Annotated in this window: 17 protein-coding genes; 15 read left to right on the top strand and 2 right to left on the bottom strand. The window is 46.0% G+C overall.

Features of this window, described 5'->3' with window-relative positions:
* Positions 1–135 precede the first annotated feature (135 nt).
* Together QF06_RS18350 and iolR are read right to left on the bottom strand one after the other, a co-directional pair.
* Positions 136–1,068, bottom strand: a complete 933-nt coding sequence (locus QF06_RS18350; RefSeq protein WP_003227049.1) for an aldo/keto reductase — start codon at positions 1,066–1,068, stop codon at positions 136–138.
* A gap of 53 nt (positions 1,069–1,121) precedes the next feature.
* A complete protein-coding gene (gene iolR / locus QF06_RS18345; protein ID WP_043940239.1) occupies positions 1,122–1,877 on the bottom strand; it encodes a myo-inositol utilization transcriptional regulator IolR in 756 nt (251 codons plus the stop codon).
* Positions 1,878–2,293: 416 nt separating this feature from the next.
* Here iolR and iolA point away from each other — a divergent pair, with 416 nt between their 5' ends.
* From iolA to QF06_RS18270, 15 genes are all read left to right on the top strand, one after another.
* The gene (gene iolA, locus QF06_RS18340) at positions 2,294–3,757 is read left to right on the top strand and encodes a methylmalonate-semialdehyde dehydrogenase (RefSeq protein ID WP_041850313.1); all 1,464 of its coding nucleotides are present in this window, start codon (positions 2,294–2,296) and stop codon (positions 3,755–3,757) included.
* 74 nt (positions 3,758–3,831) lie between these two features.
* Positions 3,832–4,647, top strand: a complete 816-nt coding sequence (gene iolB / locus QF06_RS18335; protein ID WP_041850314.1) for a 5-deoxy-glucuronate isomerase — start codon at positions 3,832–3,834, stop codon at positions 4,645–4,647.
* Positions 4,648–4,670: 23 nt separating this feature from the next.
* Complete coding sequence (gene iolC, locus QF06_RS18330) at positions 4,671–5,648, top strand: 5-dehydro-2-deoxygluconokinase (protein WP_029726145.1); 978 nt, start codon at positions 4,671–4,673, stop codon at positions 5,646–5,648.
* Positions 5,649–5,680: 32 nt separating this feature from the next.
* Complete coding sequence (gene iolD / locus QF06_RS18325; protein WP_003242642.1) at positions 5,681–7,594, top strand: 3D-(3,5/4)-trihydroxycyclohexane-1,2-dione acylhydrolase (decyclizing); 1,914 nt, start codon at positions 5,681–5,683, stop codon at positions 7,592–7,594.
* 15 nt (positions 7,595–7,609) lie between these two features.
* The gene (gene iolE / locus QF06_RS18320; RefSeq protein ID WP_041850315.1) at positions 7,610–8,503 is read left to right on the top strand and encodes a myo-inosose-2 dehydratase; all 894 of its coding nucleotides are present in this window, start codon (positions 7,610–7,612) and stop codon (positions 8,501–8,503) included.
* Between the two features lie 14 nt (positions 8,504–8,517).
* A complete protein-coding gene (gene iolF, locus QF06_RS18315; RefSeq protein ID WP_029318585.1) occupies positions 8,518–9,834 on the top strand; it encodes a myo-inositol transporter IolF in 1,317 nt (438 codons plus the stop codon).
* Positions 9,835–9,856: 22 nt separating this feature from the next.
* Positions 9,857–10,891 carry a bifunctional inositol 2-dehydrogenase/D-chiro-inositol 1-dehydrogenase gene (gene iolG / locus QF06_RS18310; protein WP_003244482.1) on the top strand — a complete coding sequence of 345 codons (1,035 nt, stop codon included), beginning with the start codon at positions 9,857–9,859 and terminating at the stop codon, positions 10,889–10,891.
* Positions 10,892–10,910: 19 nt separating this feature from the next.
* The gene (locus tag QF06_RS18305) at positions 10,911–11,780 is read left to right on the top strand and encodes a sugar phosphate isomerase/epimerase family protein (RefSeq protein ID WP_015250852.1); all 870 of its coding nucleotides are present in this window, start codon (positions 10,911–10,913) and stop codon (positions 11,778–11,780) included.
* An 85-nt stretch (positions 11,781–11,865) separates the two neighbouring features.
* Positions 11,866–12,702 carry a 2-keto-myo-inositol isomerase gene (gene iolI, locus QF06_RS18300; RefSeq protein WP_015483926.1) on the top strand — a complete coding sequence of 279 codons (837 nt, stop codon included), beginning with the start codon at positions 11,866–11,868 and terminating at the stop codon, positions 12,700–12,702.
* A 20-nt stretch (positions 12,703–12,722) separates the two neighbouring features.
* A complete protein-coding gene (gene iolJ, locus QF06_RS18295) occupies positions 12,723–13,595 on the top strand; it encodes a 6-phospho-5-dehydro-2-deoxy-D-gluconate aldolase (protein ID WP_014478478.1) in 873 nt (290 codons plus the stop codon).
* Positions 13,596–13,702: 107 nt separating this feature from the next.
* Positions 13,703–14,392, top strand: a complete 690-nt coding sequence (gene yxdJ, locus QF06_RS18290) for a two-component system response regulator YxdJ (protein ID WP_003243527.1) — start codon at positions 13,703–13,705, stop codon at positions 14,390–14,392.
* On the top strand, positions 14,389–15,366 hold the full coding sequence (yxdK, locus tag QF06_RS18285) for a two-component system sensor histidine kinase YxdK (RefSeq protein WP_043940238.1): 978 nt from the start codon (positions 14,389–14,391) through the stop codon (positions 15,364–15,366). The genes yxdJ and yxdK overlap by 4 nt, the downstream gene beginning before the upstream one ends.
* Before the next feature lie 143 nt (positions 15,367–15,509).
* Positions 15,510–16,283, top strand: coding sequence for an ABC transporter ATP-binding protein YxdL (gene yxdL, locus QF06_RS18280; RefSeq protein WP_041850316.1), 774 nt, complete (start codon positions 15,510–15,512; stop codon positions 16,281–16,283).
* On the top strand, positions 16,258–18,126 hold the full coding sequence (yxdM, locus tag QF06_RS18275) for an ABC transporter permease YxdM (protein ID WP_017696088.1): 1,869 nt from the start codon (positions 16,258–16,260) through the stop codon (positions 18,124–18,126). Before yxdL ends, yxdM begins: the two co-directional genes overlap by 26 nt.
* A 13-nt stretch (positions 18,127–18,139) precedes the next feature.
* Complete coding sequence (locus QF06_RS18270; RefSeq protein ID WP_021481023.1) at positions 18,140–18,487, top strand: YxeA family protein; 348 nt, start codon at positions 18,140–18,142, stop codon at positions 18,485–18,487.
* The last annotated feature ends 31 nt before the right edge of the window (positions 18,488–18,518 follow it).

Here is an 18,518-nt window from a genome sequence, read left to right as displayed (position 1 = left end):
TTTCTTTCTGAGATAAACTACCTTTATTTTATCGGATTTATGGCTCATTTTGTAAGGTTTTGCTTCAAAATCAGTTATTTAGGAATTTATCGCACAAAAAAACAGCCTTCTCCATTGGAGAAGGCTGTTTTCTTCTTATGCGAACAGCTTATCAATAAATGAAATATCCTCTTGAGAAAGCGTCACGTCGGCTGTTTTGATGTTATCAATCAGCTGATCGGCACGTTTTGCTCCCGGGATTAAAATATCAATTTCCGGTCTTGCCAAATACCAGGCCAATACGATGTGAGGGATATCCACGTTGTGTTTTTCGGCAATCGGCGCAAGCTTGTTGACCTTTCTGATATTTTCTTTGAAACGCTCGCCCTTGAAGTGTTCCTGTTCGTTTCGCAGGTCGCCTTCTGGGAACGTTGTATCTTCTGTATACTTTCCTGCCAATAAACCTGATACGAGAGGGAAGTAAGGGATAAATGAAATATTATGCTCCTTCGTATACGGGAAGAATGTTTTTTCTGCTTCACGGTTTAACAGGTTGTATTCGCCTTGCAATACATCTACCAAACCGTCTTTGTTTGCTTCTTTCAATTGCTCTAAAGAGAAGTTGGATACACCGATGGAACGGATTTTTCCGGCTTTCTTCATCTCATTCAGCGCGTTAACGGCTTCATCCTTAGGCGTATGTTCGTCAGGGAAGTGAATGTAGAACAAATCGATATAATCGGTATTCAAGCGCTTCAGGCTTTCATCAACTGATTTTTTAAGAAATTCTGGTGAATTATCAAAGACAAAGTCATTGCCTTGTTTTCTGTGAGCGGCTTTTGTCGCGATGACAACATCTTCACGGTTGAATTCACGCAGCACTTCACCAATTAATTCTTCGGAACGGCCGATCCCGTAAATATAAGCGGTGTCTAACATTGTCACGCCATTACGGATCGCCTCGCGCACCAATTCTTTTCCGGTTTCTTCATTTAGGTTCGGATAGAGGTTATGTCCTCCGACAGCATTTGTTCCTAATCCGATAGGGAATACCTGCAAGTCTGATTTTCCGAGCTTCGCTTTTTTCATGATCTGCCTCCTAGAATAAAATGGATGATAGACTCTCAACACTATTGTAAACGTTAGGCCAGATGAATGCCGATTTGATGCTCATTGCAGTACTGCGTGTACTCGTCGTCTAATGGCTGAGAGGTCACAATGCAATGCAGCCTGTCAAACGGTGCATACGTCAGAAGCGTTGATTTTCCGAATTTAGAATGGTCAGCCAATAGATACACTTCTTTTGCTTTTTCCGAAATCCTCTTTTTAATTTCATACTCCAGCAGATCCGAGTTGGTCAATCCGTGTGTCAGCGTCGTTCCGGTAGCGGACATAAAGGCTTTGTTGATATTGTACTTATCAAGCATAGCCGGGTCGTCTATGCCGACAAAGGAGCGGGTTTTTCTCTTATAGTTGTTTCCGATAATGATTAAGTTGATATTCTTCAAAGCTGACGCCGCATTGATAATGTCTAAACTGTTGGTTAAGATGGTGACATTTTTGGCTGGATCAAGCGTATCAAGAATAGACTTTGTCGTCGTTCCTGAATCAATGAAGACCAAATCGTGATCTTCAATAAATCGGGAAGCATAATGAGCGATTTTTGTTTTTTCATCCTGGTGCTGAATGGTGCGATTTTCAAAAGGAACTAATGCGGTTTTTTCAATAGATGTTACGCCGCCGTATACTTTTTCAATCGCACCCTTTTCTGTTAGCTTGTTGATATCACGTCTGACTGTGTTTTTGGAGACATTGAACACCTGGCACAGCTCATCTAAGGAAACAGTGCCATGCGATAAAATGTACTCCTCCATTTCCTGAATCCGCATCAGTTTCATATTAAAAACTCCTTCTTGAATCTTTACGTAACATAAATATATAATAAAAACCAAAAGTTAATCAATAGTTGCTTAAAAAATGATAACATCGGTGTATATCTTTTGCAAGATTGGACGGCCTTCTCTTACCTCTCTTACTTGATTAAAAGATTAATATAATAAAAATAATGAAAAAATGTAGTGTTTATGATTGACTTATGGGTATTATGCGATTAGAATATAACCAAGAAATGACCAAAAAGTAACCTGTTGTGTATGAAATGGTTGCTTGTATGTAAATATGCATCCGCCTTTTATTTTTTTGGTGTTTTTGAAAGCGTTTAATTCTTGGCTTGCTGAAAAGTGGATATTGATATGAATCTATCCTGAACCATCCATACAAGTGTATGTGTTTACTAATGAAGGAGGCAATAAGAATGGCAGAAATCAGAAAATTAAAAAACTATATCAACGGTGAATGGGTTGAAAGCAAAACAGATCAATATGAAGATGTCGTCAATCCGGCGACGAAAGAAGTGCTATGCCAAGTGCCGATTTCTACAAAAGAGGATATTGATTACGCAGCGCAAACGGCGGCTGAAGCGTTTGAAACATGGTCAAAGGTGGCGGTTCCACGCCGAGCCAGAATTCTATTTAACTTCCAGCAGCTGCTGTCCCAGCATAAAGAAGAACTGGCTCATCTGATTACCATTGAAAACGGAAAAAACACAAAAGAAGCTTTAGGTGAAGTGGGACGCGGGATTGAAAACGTAGAGTTCGCCGCTGGAGCACCTTCCCTGATGATGGGTGACTCGCTTGCTTCCATCGCGACGGACGTTGAAGCGGCGAACTACCGTTACCCAATCGGAGTTGTCGGCGGAATCGCGCCATTCAACTTCCCGATGATGGTTCCTTGCTGGATGTTCCCGATGGCGATCGCGCTCGGCAACACATTTATTTTAAAACCATCTGAGCGAACTCCGCTGTTAACAGAGAAATTGGTTGAGCTTTTTGAAAAAGCGGGCCTTCCGAAAGGGGTATTCAACGTCGTATACGGTGCGCATGACGTTGTGAACGGCATCCTTGAGCATCCCGAAATTAAAGCGATTTCATTTGTAGGCTCCAAGCCAGTCGGCGAATACGTCTACAAAAAAGGAAGCGAAAACTTAAAACGCGTTCAATCTCTGACTGGCGCGAAAAACCATACGATTGTCTTGAACGATGCGAATCTTGAAGACACGGTCACAAACATCGTTGGAGCTGCCTTCGGTTCTGCCGGTGAACGCTGCATGGCTTGTGCGGTTGTGACAGTTGAAGAAGGAATCGCCGATGAATTTATGGCGAAGCTGCAGGAAAAAGTGGCGGACATTAAAATCGGTAACGGCCTTGATGACGGCGTGTTCTTAGGACCGGTGATTCGCGAAGACAACAAGAAGCGCACGCTCAGCTATATCGAAAAAGGCCTTGAAGAAGGTGCCAGACTCGTATGTGACGGACGTGAAAATGTGTCTGACGACGGCTACTTTGTCGGCCCGACGATCTTTGACAATGTCACAACAGAGATGACGATCTGGAAAGATGAAATTTTCGCTCCGGTCTTATCTGTCATCCGTGTGAAAAACCTGAAAGAAGCGATTGAAATCGCCAATAAGTCTGAGTTTGCGAACGGTGCCTGCTTGTTCACATCCAATTCAAACGCAATCCGCTACTTCCGTGAAAACATTGATGCGGGAATGCTAGGCATCAACCTTGGTGTGCCGGCTCCAATGGCGTTCTTCCCATTCTCAGGCTGGAAATCTTCATTCTTTGGAACGCTGCATGCGAACGGAAAAGACAGCGTCGACTTCTATACACGTAAAAAAGTGGTAACGGCAAGATATCCGGCACCTGATTTCAACTAAACGACGAACAGCCGAACGGCGTCCATGTGCGCTGTTCGGACTCATTCTGCCAATAGAAAGAGGAGGGCTTCTCTATGAGTTATTTGTTGCGTAAGCCGCAGTCGCATGAAGTGTCTAATGGGGTCAAACTCGTGCACGAAGTAACGACATCCAACTCTGATCTCACTTATGTAGAGTTTAAAGTGTTAGATCTTGCATCAGGTTCAAGCTATACAGAAGAATTGAAAAAACAAGAAATCTGTATTGTGGCGGTAACGGGGAAAATTACAGTGACAGATCATGAGTCGACTTTTGAGAATATCGGCACGCGCGAAAGCGTATTTGAACGAAAACCGACAGACAGCGTCTATATTTCAAATGACCGTGCATTTGAGATCACAGCGGTCAGCGACGCAAGAGTGGCGCTTTGCTATTCTCCATCGGAAAAGCAGCTTCCGACAAAGCTGATCAAAGCGGAAGACAACGGAATTGAGCATCGCGGGCAATTTTCAAACAAACGTACTGTTCATAACATTCTTCCGGATTCAGACCCTTCAGCTAACAGTCTATTAGTAGTTGAAGTCTATACAGACAGCGGCAACTGGTCCAGCTACCCGCCTCACAAACATGACCAAGACAACTTGCCGGAAGAATCTTTCTTAGAAGAAACGTACTACCATGAGTTAGACCCGGGACAGGGCTTTGTGTTTCAGCGCGTATACACAGATGACCGTTCTATTGACGAGACAATGACTGTGGAAAATGAAAACGTTGTCATCGTTCCTGCGGGATACCACCCGGTAGGCGTTCCGGACGGATACACATCCTACTATTTAAATGTCATGGCAGGGCCGACGCGAAAATGGAAGTTTCATAACGACCCGGCGCATGAGTGGATTTTAGAACGCTAACAAGTGAGGAGTGGCTGTTTACGATGAAGTATACATTCAATGAAGAGAAGGCTTTTGATATTGTTGCCATCGGCCGGGCATGTATTGATCTGAACGCAGTCGAATACAACCGCCCAATGGAAGAAACGATGACATTTTCGAAATATGTCGGCGGTTCACCTGCGAATATCGCGATCGGCAGCGCGAAGCTTGGCTTAAAAGCGGGCTTCATCGGCAAAATTCCGGATGACCAGCATGGAAGATTCATAGAGTCCTATATGAGAAAGACCGGCGTTGATACAACACAGATGGTTGTTGATCAAGATGGACACAAAGCAGGCCTTGCATTTACAGAAATCCTCAGCCCTGAAGAATGCAGCATTTTAATGTATCGCGATGATGTGGCGGATCTTTATCTTGAGCCTTCAGAGGTAAGCGAGGACTATATCGCAAATGCGAAAATGCTGCTTGTTTCCGGGACAGCGCTCGCCAAAAGCCCGTCACGGGAAGCGGTATTAAAAGCTGTTCAATACGCGAAGAAGCATCAGGTTAAAGTGGTGTTCGAACTGGATTACCGCCCGTATACGTGGCAGTCATCAGATGAAACAGCCGTTTATTATTCTTTGGTTGCCGAGCAGTCTGATATCGTCATCGGCACACGCGATGAATTTGATGTGATGGAAAACCGCACAGGCGGAAGCAATGAAGAATCCGTCAATCATTTATTTGGCCATTCAGCCGACCTCGTTGTCATCAAACACGGCGTCGAAGGCTCTTACGCATACAGCAAATCCGGCGAGGTATTCCGCGCCCAAGCGTACAAGACAAAAGTGCTGAAAACTTTTGGAGCTGGTGACTCCTATGCGTCAGCCTTTATCTATGGCCTTGTCAGCGGAAAAGACATTGAAACGGCATTGAAATACGGCAGTGCTTCAGCTTCCATTGTGGTGAGCAAGCATAGTTCGTCAGAAGCGATGCCGACTGCGGAAGAAATCGTACAGCTTATTGAAGCACAGTCATAATTGAAAAAGATCGAGTAAAGGTGGGATCGTTTGTGGGCAAGAAAATTCGCTTAACAACAGCACAGGCGCTGATTAAATTCTTAAACCAGCAGTACATCCATGTTGATGGAAAGGAAGAGCCTTTTGTCGAAGGGATTTTCACAATTTTCGGCCATGGAAACGTATTAGGGATCGGGCAAGCGCTTGAGCAGGATGCAGGCCATTTGAAAGTCTATCAAGGGAAAAATGAACAAGGAATGGCGCATGCGGCCATGGCGTACAGCAAGCAAATGCTGAGAAGAAAAATATATGCGGTGTCTACATCCGTCGGACCGGGAGCGGCTAACTTGGTGGCGGCAGCCGGCACTGCATTGGCAAACAATATCCCAGTTCTCTTGATTCCGGCAGACACATTTGCGACAAGACAGCCAGACCCTGTACTGCAGCAAATGGAGCAAGAATACAGTGCGGCGATTACGACAAACGATGCATTGAAACCTGTATCGAGATACTGGGACCGCATTACGCGCCCTGAGCAGCTGATGAGCAGTTTGCTGCGCGCGTTTGAAGTCATGACTGATCCGGCAAAAGCAGGTCCGGCAACGATTTGTATTTCTCAGGATGTTGAAGGGGAAGCATACGATTTTGATGAAAGTTTCTTCGTCAAACGGGTTCACTATATTGATCGCATGCAGCCGAGCGAGCGCGAGCTTCAAGGTGCGGCGGAGCTGATTAAATCCAGCAAAAAACCTGTGATTCTCGTCGGCGGAGGCGCAAAATATTCCGGTGCGCGCGATGAATTGGTTGCCATTTCTGAAGCCTATAACATTCCGTTAGTTGAAACGCAGGCAGGAAAGTCCACTGTTGAGGCAGATTTTGCGAACAACCTTGGCGGAATGGGCATCACAGGTACACTTGCGGCAAACAAAGCGGCCCGCCAAGCTGATTTGATTATCGGCATTGGCACAAGGTATACAGATTTTGCGACATCCTCTAAGACCGCTTTTGATTTTGATAAAGCGAAGTTTTTGAACATTAACGTCAGCCGAATGCAGGCGTATAAACTTGATGCATTCCAAGTGGTGGCGGATGCGAAAGTGACGCTTGGCAAACTGCACGGCTTGCTTGAAGGCTATGAGAGCGAGTTCGGCACAACGATCCGGGAGCTGAAGGACGAATGGCTAGCTGAACGCGAGCGTCTCAGCAAAGTGACGTTTAAGCGGGAAGCATTTGATCCGGAAATCAAAAATCACTTTTCTCAAGAGGTCCTGAATGAATATGCTGACGCGTTGAATACGGAGCTTCCGCAAACAACAGCATTGCTGACAATCAACGAGACGATTCCTGAAGACAGCGTCATCATCTGTTCAGCAGGCTCACTCCCAGGAGATTTGCAGCGTCTGTGGCATTCTAATGTTCCGAATACGTATCACCTGGAGTATGGATATTCTTGCATGGGCTATGAAGTGTCCGGGACACTCGGTCTTAAACTGGCCCACCCTGACAGAGAAGTGTATTCCATTGTCGGAGACGGCAGCTTCCTGATGCTTCATTCTGAACTGATCACGGCGATTCAGTACAACAAGAAAATCAATGTGCTGCTCTTTGACAACTCAGGATTCGGATGCATCAACAACCTGCAAATGGATCACGGCAGCGGCAGCTACTATTGCGAGTTCCGCACAGATGACAACCAAATCCTGAATGTCGATTACGCGAAAGTCGCTGAGGGATACGGCGCGAAAACCTACCGTGCAAACACAGTAGAAGAATTAAAAGCGGCGTTAGAGGATGCGAAGAAACAGGATGTATCAACATTAATTGAAATGAAGGTGCTGCCTAAAACAATGACGGACGGCTATGACAGCTGGTGGCATGTCGGGGTGGCAGAGGTATCTGAACAAGAAAGCGTTCAGAAGGCATACGAAGCAAAAGAGAAAAAGCTGGAATCTGCGAAGCAGTATTAGAGGGGAGGCACCAAGATGGGCAAAAATGAAATCCTGTGGGGAATCGCTCCCATTGGGTGGCGGAATGATGACATGCCTGAAATTGGAGCGGGAAATACACTTCAGCATTTGTTAAGTGATATCGTTGTCGCACGTTTTCAAGGCACGGAGGTCGGGGGCTTTTTCCCCGAACCTGCCATCCTGAACAAAGAGCTGAAGCTTCGGAATTTACGCATTGCAGGAAAGTGGTTCAGCAGTTTTATTTTGCGTGACGGACTTGGTGAAGCGGCAAAGACATTTACCCTGCATTGTGAGTATTTGCAGCAAGTAAACGCGGATGTCGCAGTTGTCTCTGAACAAACGTACAGCGTGCAAAGCTTGGAGAAAAATGTGTTCACAGAGAAGCCGCACTTTACGGATGATGAATGGGAGCGGCTTTGCGAAGGGCTGAATCACCTTGGCGAAATTGCCGCTCAGCATGGCTTGAAGCTTGTCTATCATCATCATCTCGGCACTGGTGTCCAAACAGCGGAAGAAGTGGACCGCCTGATGGCAGGAACAGACCCTGCGCATGTACACCTCCTCTATGATACAGGCCATGCGTATATTTCTGCCGGCGATTACATGGGGATGCTTGAGAAGCATATCGGCCGCATTAAGCATGTGCACTTTAAGGATGCCCGCCTGAATGTCATGGAACAATGCAGGCTCGAAGGACAATCGTTCCGGCAATCATTTTTAAAAGGCATGTTTACGGTTCCCGGTGACGGCTGCATTGACTTTAGAGAAGTATATCAGCTGCTGTTGAAGCACAGTTATTCCGGATGGATTGTCATTGAAGCTGAACAGGACCCCGATGTTGCAAACCCGCTGGAGTATGCATTGATTGCGAGAAACTATATTGATCAGCAGTTGTTGGATCTGGCTTAATGGGGAATGAACATATGGGCAATACCAATGGAGATTCAGCCTTCAATAAACGGACAATCGCGGCAGCATTGGCCAACTATATTGATGCCGGTTCAATTGTGGCAGGCTCCGCCGGTTTATCATTATGGGTCAGTTACCTTAAGCTATCCGATACGCAAATCGGGCTGCTTGGCGCGCTGAGCGCAAATGCGATTTCTGCCGCTGTCGGCGCGCTGCTTGGCGGGTTTCTGGCTGATAAAGTCGGACGGAAGGCTGTTTATACCAATAGTATGCTGGTTTATGCACTAGGGATTTGTTTGGTTTTGTTCGGGGTTAATTTCCCCATGTTGTTAAGCGGTTACATCATTATCGGTTTATCAGTAGGAGCTGACATAACCGCGTCATGGACCATTATTGCGGAAAATGCGCCAAAGAAGAATCGGGCCAGGCATTGCGGCGTAGCACAAGTCGCTTGGGCCGCGGGCGCTGTCGTTGTACTGCTCCTCTCCGTACTGGCCGGTGACTTGGGACTCTTGGGGAATAAAATCGTATTTGCCCATCTGCTTGTGATTGCGCTGATTACGTACATCCTGAGAATCAGGCTTCCGGAATCAGACGCCTGGCAGACAAAAAATCAGCCGGAGGAAGCTCAGGCAGAGAAGCCGGCTGTATTGAATAAGACATCGTATTTTGATTTGCTCAAGCCTATGTATCTAAAAAGCATACTGTTTTTGATGGGTGTGTACTTGGTTTGGAACCTAGCCGCCGGGGTCATGGGCTTCTTTATGCCATACATTTATCAGCAGGTCGGCGGTGTATCTGCCAACATGGCCAACCTTTTGCAAATGGGGCTGTTTATCTTCACAGGATTGGGGGTCGCCTTGATCTTCATGCCCTTTGCCGACAAATATAGAAAAACCGTATTTGGAATCGCCGCTTTCATGGCGGTGATCGGGTGGACACTGTTTCTGCTGCCAGTTGAAGGCCTGCCGATTCTGCTCCTGTTTATTGTCGTGATCGGCATCAATAACGGAGCAGGGCAGCAAGCGAACTATCAGTTATGGGCTAGTGAAATCTTTCCTACGCAATATCGTGCTTCCGCACAAGGACTGATGTTTTTCCTTGTCCGTATTTCAATAGGGATTTGGAGTCTGTTTGTCCCAATGATTATCACCAATTTCGGCATTGGAACGATGGCTGCAATTCTTCTCGGATGTGTGACGGCCAGTATGATCATCGGGCTGCTCTTTGCGCCGAATACGTCTGGCAAGTCGCTTGAACAAATTCAAGAGGAACTCTACGGGTCTCCTCAGAGCCAAGTAAAGCAAGGAACAGAAAGCAAAATCATGTAACCAACAGAAGGAGTGGCTGTCAATGAGTTTACGTATTGGCGTAATTGGAACTGGAGCAATCGGAAAAGAACATATTAACCGCATCACGAACAAGCTGTCCGGCGCAGAAATTGTAGCTGTAACGGATGTTAATCAAGAAGCTGCACAAAAGGTCGTTGAGCAATACCAATTAAACGCGACGGTTTATCCGAATGATGACAGCTTGCTTGCAGACGAAAATGTAGACGCTGTTTTAGTGACAAGCTGGGGGCCTGCGCATGAGTCAAGCGTGCTGAAAGCGATTAAAGCCCAGAAATATGTGTTCTGTGAAAAACCGCTCGCGACAACGGCTGAAGGATGCATGCGCATCGTCGAAGAAGAAATCAAAGTGGGCAAACGCCTTGTTCAAGTCGGCTTCATGCGCCGTTATGACAGCGGTTACGTACAGCTGAAGGAAGCACTCGATAACCATGTGATTGGCGAACCGCTTATGATTCACTGCGCGCACCGCAACCCGACTGTAGGAGATAACTACACAACCGATATGGCCGTAGTCGACACTCTCGTTCATGAAATTGATGTACTGCACTGGCTCGTCAACGATGACTACGAGTCCGTTCAAGTCATCTACCCGAAAAAATCGAAAAACGCGCTGCCGCATTTAAAAGATCCGCAAATCGTTGTGATTGAAACAAAAGGCGGTATCGTCATCAATGCTGAAATCTATGTGAACTGTAAATACGGCTATGACATTCAATGTGAAATCGTCGGAGAAGACGGCATCATCAAGCTTCCAGAACCATCAAGCATCAGCTTGAGAAAAGAAGGCAGATTCAGCACAGATATTCTGATGGATTGGCAGAGACGCTTTGTTGCTGCGTACGATGTGGAAATCCAAGACTTTATTGATTCGATTCAAAAGAAAGGCGAGGTCAGCGGACCGACGGCATGGGACGGCTATATTGCTGCTGTCACGACTGACGCGTGTGTAAAAGCCCAGGAATCTGGACAAAAAGAAAAGGTTGAATTGAAGGAAAAACCGGAATTCTATCAATCTTTTACAACAGTTCAAAACTAAAAAACAGAGGAGTGAAAATATGAAGTTAGCATTGGATCCATCCATGTATCGTGATGATTTAACTTTAGAGGAAACGGTCTATAAAACGGCGGAGCTTGGCTATGAATATATCGAATTGTCACCGCGTGAGGATTTTTGCCCGTTTTATAAATATCCGAAAGTCGATTCAGCAAAGATCAAACAATTAAAGCGCCTTTTAAGAGATACAGGTGTTAAGCTTTCATCGCTTCTTCCGCTTTACCACTGGGCGGGTCCTGATGAAGACCGCCGGCAGGCAGCGGTGCGCAATTGGAAACGGGCAATCGAAATTGCGGTTGAACTTGAAGTGGATTTGATGAACAGCGAATTCAGCGGTTCAAAATATGATCCTTTAACAAGTGAAGAAAAATTTATCAAATCCATGGATGAGCTTCTGCCAGTCTTTGAAAAAGAAGGTATTAAACTTAATCTTCAAGCCCACCCATACGATTTTATCGAAACGCACAAAGGTGCGATGGATATGATCCGCGCGCTTGACAAGGATTGGATCAATCTTGTCTACTCGACTGCGCATACGTTCTTCTATGATGACGGCAAAGGCGACATCGAGACCATGTTTGACGAAGCCGGCGACCGCCTCACACATGTTTTATTTGCAGATACCTATAATCATAAAGCGGCTCATGGTCTTCGCTATATCGTCAATCCGCCTGACGCGAAAGTAACGGTTCACCAGCATTTGGACATTGGTCAAGGCGAGGTTGATTTTGATACGATTTTCAGAAAACTGAGAGAGATGAAGTTCGACGGAATTGCGACGAATGCCGTATTTGCTTGGGTCGATGAAAGAGCGGATGAATCAAGCCGATTTATGCTTAAGAAAATGAAAGAAGAATTAGGTCTGGCATAAGCTGAGCATGGAGTTCGGCGGGATATGGCGACAGCCTTCCTGCCGAACTCCCTTCATATCTAAAACGCAGATGGGGGAGTCTGGTATGAAACTTTGTTTTAATGAAGCGACAACATTGGAAAACTCAAACCTTAAACAGGATTTAGAACTATGCGAAAAGCACGGCTATGATTATATTGAAATCCGCACAATGGATAAGCTGCCGGAGTACTTAAAAGATCATTCATTGGCAGATCTTGCGGAATATTTTCAAACCCACCACATCAAACCGCTTGCCTTAAACGCGCTTGTTTTCTTCAACAACCGTGATGAAAAGGGCCACAACGAGATCATCACTGAATTTAAAGGCATGATGGAAACATGCAAAACCCTCGGTGTGAAATATGTGGTGGCCGTTCCGCTTGTGACAGAGCAGAAGATTGTAAAAGAAGAGATCAAAAAGAGCAGTGTAGACGTGCTGACTGAGCTGTCAGATATCGCGGAGCCGTACGGCGTAAAAATCGCGCTTGAATTTGTCGGCCATCCGCAATGTACGGTCAATACGTTTGAACAGGCGTATGAGATCGTAAACACAGTTAACCGTGACAATGTCGGGCTTGTCCTTGACAGTTTTCACTTCCATGCAATGGGTTCAAATATTGAGAGCTTAAAGCAGGCGGACGGAAAGAAAATCTTCATCTATCATATTGATGATACAGAAGATTTCCCAATCGGCTTTTTAACAGATGAGGATCGTGTATGGCCGGGACAAGGGGCAATTGACTTAGATGCCCACTTATCAGCACTGAAGGAAATTGGCTTCTCTGATGTTGTATCGGTTGAGCTCTTCCGGCCTGAATACTATAAGCTGACTGCTGAGGAAGCCATTCAAACAGCGAAAAAAACAACAGTGGACGTCGTATCAAAATACTTCAGCATGTAATGGATAAAGGAGGGGTGGACATGGCTTTTGTATCGATGAAAGAGCTTCTTGAAGATGCAAAGCGGGAGCAATATGCAATTGGCCAGTTTAATATCAACGGCCTGCAATGGACGAAGGCGATTTTGCAGGCGGCGCAAAAGGAGCAATCACCGGTCATCGCCGCGGCTTCCGATCGCCTGGTCGACTATTTAGGCGGATTTAAAACGATTGCCGCCATGGTAGGGGCGTTAATAGAGGACATGGCAATTACCGTTCCGGTCGTGCTTCATCTCGATCACGGCAGTAGTGCGGAACGCTGCAGACAGGCCATTGATGCCGGATTCAGCTCAGTGATGATTGACGGCTCCCATCAGCCGATTGACGAGAATATCGCAATGACAAAAGAAGTCACCGATTATGCCGCAAAACACGGCGTATCAGTAGAAGCCGAAGTCGGCACGGTCGGCGGAATGGAAGACGGACTTGTCGGCGGGGTCTGCTATGCCGATATCACGGAATGTGAGCGGATCGTCAAAGAAACCAATATCGACGCGCTGGCCGCCGCCCTCGGCTCTGTACACGGCAAATATCAGGGTGAGCCGAATCTCGGATTTAAGGAAATGGAGGCTATCTCCCGCATGACTGATATTCCCCTCGTTCTTCACGGGGCATCCGGGATTCCGCAGGATCAGATCAAAAAAGCCATCACGCTCGGCCACGCGAAGATCAATATCAATACGGAATGTATGGTAGCGTGGACAGACGAAACACGCCGCATGTTCCAGGAAAACAGCGATCTGTACGAACCGCGCGGCTATTTGACACCCGGCATTGAAGCCGTGGAAGAGACAGTGCGAAGCAAAATGAGAGAGTTCGGATCAGCCGGTAAAGCAGCTAAGCAGCAGGTCGGCTAAAGAGACCAGAAACCGCCGAGATGGCGGTTTTTTTGTGCGGTGTTGCGTCCATATGCCCAAAACGATTATGATGATGGCAGCAGTGTAAGAAACGGGAGTGGTTCAGTTTGAATAAAATCATGATTGTGGAAGACAGTGAAGACATTCGCGGACTATTGCAGAATTACCTTGAAAAATACGGATATCAAACAGTGGTCGCCGCGGATTTTACAGCTGTTCTTGATGTCTTTTTGCGGGAAAAGCCCGATGTGGTGCTGCTTGATATCAATTTGCCGGCATATGACGGATATTATTGGTGCCGGCAGATCCGCCAGCACTCCACAAGCCCGATCATCTTTATTTCTGCCAGAAGCGGGGAAATGGATCAGGTGATGGCGATTGAAAATGGGGGAGACGATTATATCGAAAAACCGTTTTCTTATGATATTGTGCTTGCGAAAATCAAAAGCCAGATCCGGAGGGCGTACGGGGAGTACGCCGCAAAGCAGGGAGAGAAAGTGGTTGAATATGCTGGCGTTCAGCTCTTTGTGGAACGGTTTGAACTGCGTTTTCAGGATGAAAAAAGCGAGCTTTCTAAAAAAGAAAGCAAGCTTTTGGAAGTGCTGCTTGAGCGGGGAGAAAAGGTGACGAGTCGGGACCGTCTCATGGAAAAGACGTGGGACACCGACATATTCATCGATGATAATACACTTAACGTGTATATCACGCGGCTCAGAAAAAAACTGCGGGAGCTGAATGCGCCTGTTTCTATTGAAGCGGTGCGGGGCGAAGGCTACCAGCTGAGGGCGCAGTCATGAAGCTGTTTCTCCGGTCTCATGCAGTGCTGATTCTGCTTTTTCTCCTTCAAGGGCTGTTTGTCTTCTTTTATTACTGGTTTGCGGGTCTTCATTCTTTTTCTCACTTGTTTTACATATTGGGCGTGCAGCTTCTTATTTTGGCGGGTTATCTTGCCTATCGCTGGTACAAAGATCGCGGCGTGTATTATTGGCTCAGCTCGGGGCAGGAAGGGACGGATATCCCGTATCTCGGTTCTTCAGTGTTCTGTTCAGAGCTGTATGAAAAGCAGATGGAGCTGATCCGGCTGCAGCACCAGAAGCTCCATGAGACCGAAGCCAAGCTGGACGCGCGGGTGACGTATATGAATCAATGGGTGCACCAAGTAAAGACGCCGCTGTCGGTCATTAATTTAATCATTCAAGAAGAGGATGAGCCCGTTTTTGAACAAATCAAAAAAGAAGTCCGGCAGATTGAATTCGGGCTGGAGACGCTTCTTTATTCTTCAAGGCTCGACCTGTTTGAAAGGGATTTTAAAATTGAAGCGGTTTCCCTGTCCGAGCTTCTCCAATCAGTTATTCAAAGCTATAAACGATTTTTTATTCAATATCGCGTTTATCCGAAAATGAACGTTTGCGATGATCATCAGATTTACACCGATGCCAAATGGCTCAAATTTGCGATCGGCCAAGTGGTCACAAATGCGGTCAAGTATTCAGCGGGCAAGAGTGACAGACTTGAGCTGAATGTCTTCCGCGATGAAGACAGGACGGTGCTTGAAGTCAAAGATTACGGTGTCGGGATTCCCTCGCAAGACATCAAGCGGGTGTTTGACCCTTATTACACCGGGGAAAACGGGCGGCGTTTCCAAGAATCTACGGGAATCGGCCTCCATCTCGTCAAAGAAATTACAGGTAAGCTCAATCATACGGTGGACATCAGCTCGTCTCCCGGTGAAGGGACGTCAGTTCGATTTTCATTTCTTACAAAAATGTAAGGCTGCGTTAAGAAAACAACATAGCCCGCTTTGTTTCCCCTTGATAACATGGATTTATGTCAAGGGGATTTTTATGTTGAACGTCCCGGCACTACATGAAAGCAGCCCAGATCAACAAGAATAAAACCATAAGGAGGATTTTCATGGCGAATATGCTTGAAGTCAAACATATAAATAAAACCTATAAAGGACAAGTATCCTATCAAGCCTTAAAGCAAATTTCATTTTCAATAGAAGAAGGCGAGTTCACGGCGGTGATGGGGCCGTCCGGGTCCGGAAAAACAACGCTTTTGAATATCATTTCAACGATTGACCGTCCAGATTCAGGCGATATCCTGATTCACGGAGAAAACCCGCATCGCCTGAAGCGGACAAAGCTCGCTCATTTCCGCCGCAAGAAGCTCGGATTTGTGTTTCAGGATTTCAACCTTCTGGACACGCTGACGATCGGTGAAAATATCATGCTGCCGTTAACGCTTGAAAAAGAAGCGCCGTCTGCCATGGAAGAAAAACTGCAAGGCATCGCGGCAAAGCTCGGAATCGAAAACCTGCTCAACAAACGGACGTTTGAAGTATCCGGAGGACAGCGCCAGCGTGCCGCCATCGCAAGAGCGGTCATTCATAAGCCGTCACTCATCCTGGCCGATGAACCGACGGGCAACCTTGATTCCAAAGCGTCAAAAGACGTCATGGAAACGATGCAGAGCCTGAATCAGGATGATCATGTCACGGCTTTGATGGTGACCCACGATCCTGTTGCGGCAAGCTACTGCCGCCGCGTCATCTTTATAAAAGACGGCGAACTGTTTAATGAGATTTACCGCGGGGAAAACCGCCAAGTATTTTATGAACAAATTCTCGATGTGCTGTCTATGCTGGGGGGAAACGCAAATGACCTTTCTTCAGTTCGCTTATAAAAACGTCACGAGAAACAAAAGGGCCTATCTTGCATTCTTTTTAAGCAGCGCCTTTTCCGTTTTGATTTTCTTTACCTTTGCGATGTTCCTATTTCATCCGGCATTAAAGGAAGGCTACCTGAATAACATCGCCAAAAAAGGCTTAACCGCTGCGGAATGGATGATCTTTGTTTTTTCTTTCTTATTTGTTCTGTATTCGGTTAACGCATTTTTGAAATCGAGAAATAAAGAATTCGGCATTCTGCTCATGCAGGGCATCACGCCGGGGCAGCTGAGAAAGCTCATTACGGCGGAAAATATGATCATCGGCGTCATGTCAATTGCAGCCGGTATTATCGGAGGATTCATTTTTTCAAAGACGTTCTTTACGGTCGGCGCTTATATTTTAGAAATGGACGCGCTGCCTTTGTATATGCCTTGGAAAGCGCTCGGTATTACGGCCTGCGGATTTCTGCTCTTATTTTTCTTTTTATCGCAGTTTACGATCCTTTTTGTCAGATCAAATACGGTTATCAAATTAATAAAGGGCACTGGCAAGGTTAAGCCGGAGCCTAAGCCGTCCGTGCTTCTGTCCTTATTTGGCATCGCCTGTCTGTGCGGCGGGTACGGCATGGTTCTGAAAGGCAATGTCCACGGGGCCGAACCGTTTATCATTTTACTGCTCACCGTCATCGGAACATATTTCTTTTTCAGCCAAAGCAGCATATGGATTCTGCGCGCGCTGAAGAAGTGGAAAACCTTTTATCTGCGCGGGAAAAACATCATTTGGGTTTCTGACCTTGTCTATCGTCTAAAAGACAACGCCCGCCTGTTCTTTATTGTCAGCATTATTTCCGCGGTTGCGTTTACTGCGACAGGCGTGCTCGCAATGTACAAATCGACCGTCGGAGCGGAAGAGTCCGCTTATGAAATGGAGTATTTATCTTACAGCAATAATCCAAAAGAACAGACTCATTTGAAAGATATTGACCATGAACTGAAAACACACGGCTTTACGTATAAGAAAGACAAAATAGATGTTTCCTATGTTCGCTATCAGGAAGGAGAAACTGTTCCCCCTGTTTACATGATCAGTGAATCGGATGCGGCAAAATACTTCCATGTCAAAGTGAACGGCCTGAAAGAAGACGAGGCTGTCTATTTCCCGGGAACGTATGACCGCAATTTCAAAAACGAAGCGCCGGATCAGCTGAAGCTGCTGAACCAAAAAGGGGAGCTGTCTGATCAAAAACTGTCGGTAAAAGAAGTCAAAAAACCGTTGATCTCATTGAATGCCATCATCGCGGTGAATGATCAAACCTTTGATCAGCTGAAATCACTCGGTGATAAAGCGTCATTATACGGTTACAGCTATGATCATTGGAAAGACAGTCTTGAGATCAGCCAATCCTTGCAAAATGAGATTTACGGCAATTATATCGACGTGCATTCTGATTTTGCTTCAAAAGCCGGGACTTACTATGATACGGTGCAGCTGCCGAGCCTGAGTTTATTTATCGGCCTGTTTATCGCAATTGTATTCTTTGTCGCGGCAGCAAGTTTCTTATATTTCAGGCTGTTCACTGATTTAGATGAAGACCGGGAGCGCTACCGTTCACTGGCCAAAATCGGCCTGAGTGAGCGTGAAATGGCACAAAGCGTGACAATACAATTGGCGATTCTTTTCTTCTTTCCATTTGTCATTGCCGTCATGCATACACTGTTTGCTTTGAGAACATTGGCTGTGGAAGGCTATTCTGATGTCGCGGGGCCGCTCAGTCTCACCATCGGAGGGTTTTTCATTTTTCAGCTTCTATTCTTCCTCGCGGTGCGGTCAAGCTATTTGAAAAAAATGAACAAGTAAGGGGAGTGCAAAGATGAAAAAAGCAATGGCAATCCTGGCCGTCTTGGCGGCTGCTGCCGTAATATGCGGGCTTCTCTTTTTTCATAACGATGTTACAGACAGATTTAATCCGTTTATTCACCAGCAAGATGTCTATGTTCAGATTGATCGAGATGGCAGACATCTTAGTCCGGGCGGTACTGAATATACATTAGACGGATATAATGCATCCGGGAAAAAAGAAGAAGTGACCTTTTTCGCCGGCAAAGAGCTTCGGAAGAACGCGTATTTGAAGGTGAAGGCGAAAGGAAAGTATGTCGAGACTTGGGAAGAAGTCAAGTTTGAAAATATGCCGGACTCCGTACAATCAAAATTAAAGTGAATCATAAAAAACGGCACAGCGTCATGACTGT

The organism is Bacillus sp. YP1 (genome assembly GCF_000877815.1).
GTDB lineage: Bacteria > Bacillota > Bacilli > Bacillales > Bacillaceae > Bacillus > Bacillus subtilis.
This window is presented reverse-complemented; position numbering and strand designations above follow the sequence as displayed.

Excerpts from the sequence above, each read along its gene's own strand:
- iolE (WP_041850315.1), top strand. The coding sequence starts at position 7,610 with ATGGGCAAAAATGAAATCCTGTGGGGAATCGCTCCCATTGGGTGGCGG.
- yxdK (WP_043940238.1), top strand. The coding sequence starts at position 14,389 with ATGAAGCTGTTTCTCCGGTCTCATGCAGTGCTGATTCTGCTTTTTCTC.
- iolR (WP_043940239.1), bottom strand. The coding sequence starts at position 1,877 with ATGAAACTGATGCGGATTCAGGAAATGGAGGAGTACATTTTATCGCAT.
- yxdM (WP_017696088.1), top strand. The coding sequence starts at position 16,258 with ATGACCTTTCTTCAGTTCGCTTATAAAAACGTCACGAGAAACAAAAGG.
- iolG (WP_003244482.1), top strand. The coding sequence starts at position 9,857 with ATGAGTTTACGTATTGGCGTAATTGGAACTGGAGCAATCGGAAAAGAA.
- iolF (WP_029318585.1), top strand. The coding sequence starts at position 8,518 with ATGGGCAATACCAATGGAGATTCAGCCTTCAATAAACGGACAATCGCG.
- iolB (WP_041850314.1), top strand. The coding sequence starts at position 3,832 with ATGAGTTATTTGTTGCGTAAGCCGCAGTCGCATGAAGTGTCTAATGGG.
- QF06_RS18350 (WP_003227049.1), bottom strand. The coding sequence starts at position 1,068 with ATGAAAAAAGCGAAGCTCGGAAAATCAGACTTGCAGGTATTCCCTATC.
- QF06_RS18270 (WP_021481023.1), top strand. The coding sequence starts at position 18,140 with ATGAAAAAAGCAATGGCAATCCTGGCCGTCTTGGCGGCTGCTGCCGTA.
- iolI (WP_015483926.1), top strand. The coding sequence starts at position 11,866 with ATGAAACTTTGTTTTAATGAAGCGACAACATTGGAAAACTCAAACCTT.
- yxdL (WP_041850316.1), top strand. The coding sequence starts at position 15,510 with ATGGCGAATATGCTTGAAGTCAAACATATAAATAAAACCTATAAAGGA.
- iolJ (WP_014478478.1), top strand. The coding sequence starts at position 12,723 with ATGGCTTTTGTATCGATGAAAGAGCTTCTTGAAGATGCAAAGCGGGAG.
- QF06_RS18305 (WP_015250852.1), top strand. The coding sequence starts at position 10,911 with ATGAAGTTAGCATTGGATCCATCCATGTATCGTGATGATTTAACTTTA.
- iolA (WP_041850313.1), top strand. The coding sequence starts at position 2,294 with ATGGCAGAAATCAGAAAATTAAAAAACTATATCAACGGTGAATGGGTT.
- iolC (WP_029726145.1), top strand. The coding sequence starts at position 4,671 with ATGAAGTATACATTCAATGAAGAGAAGGCTTTTGATATTGTTGCCATC.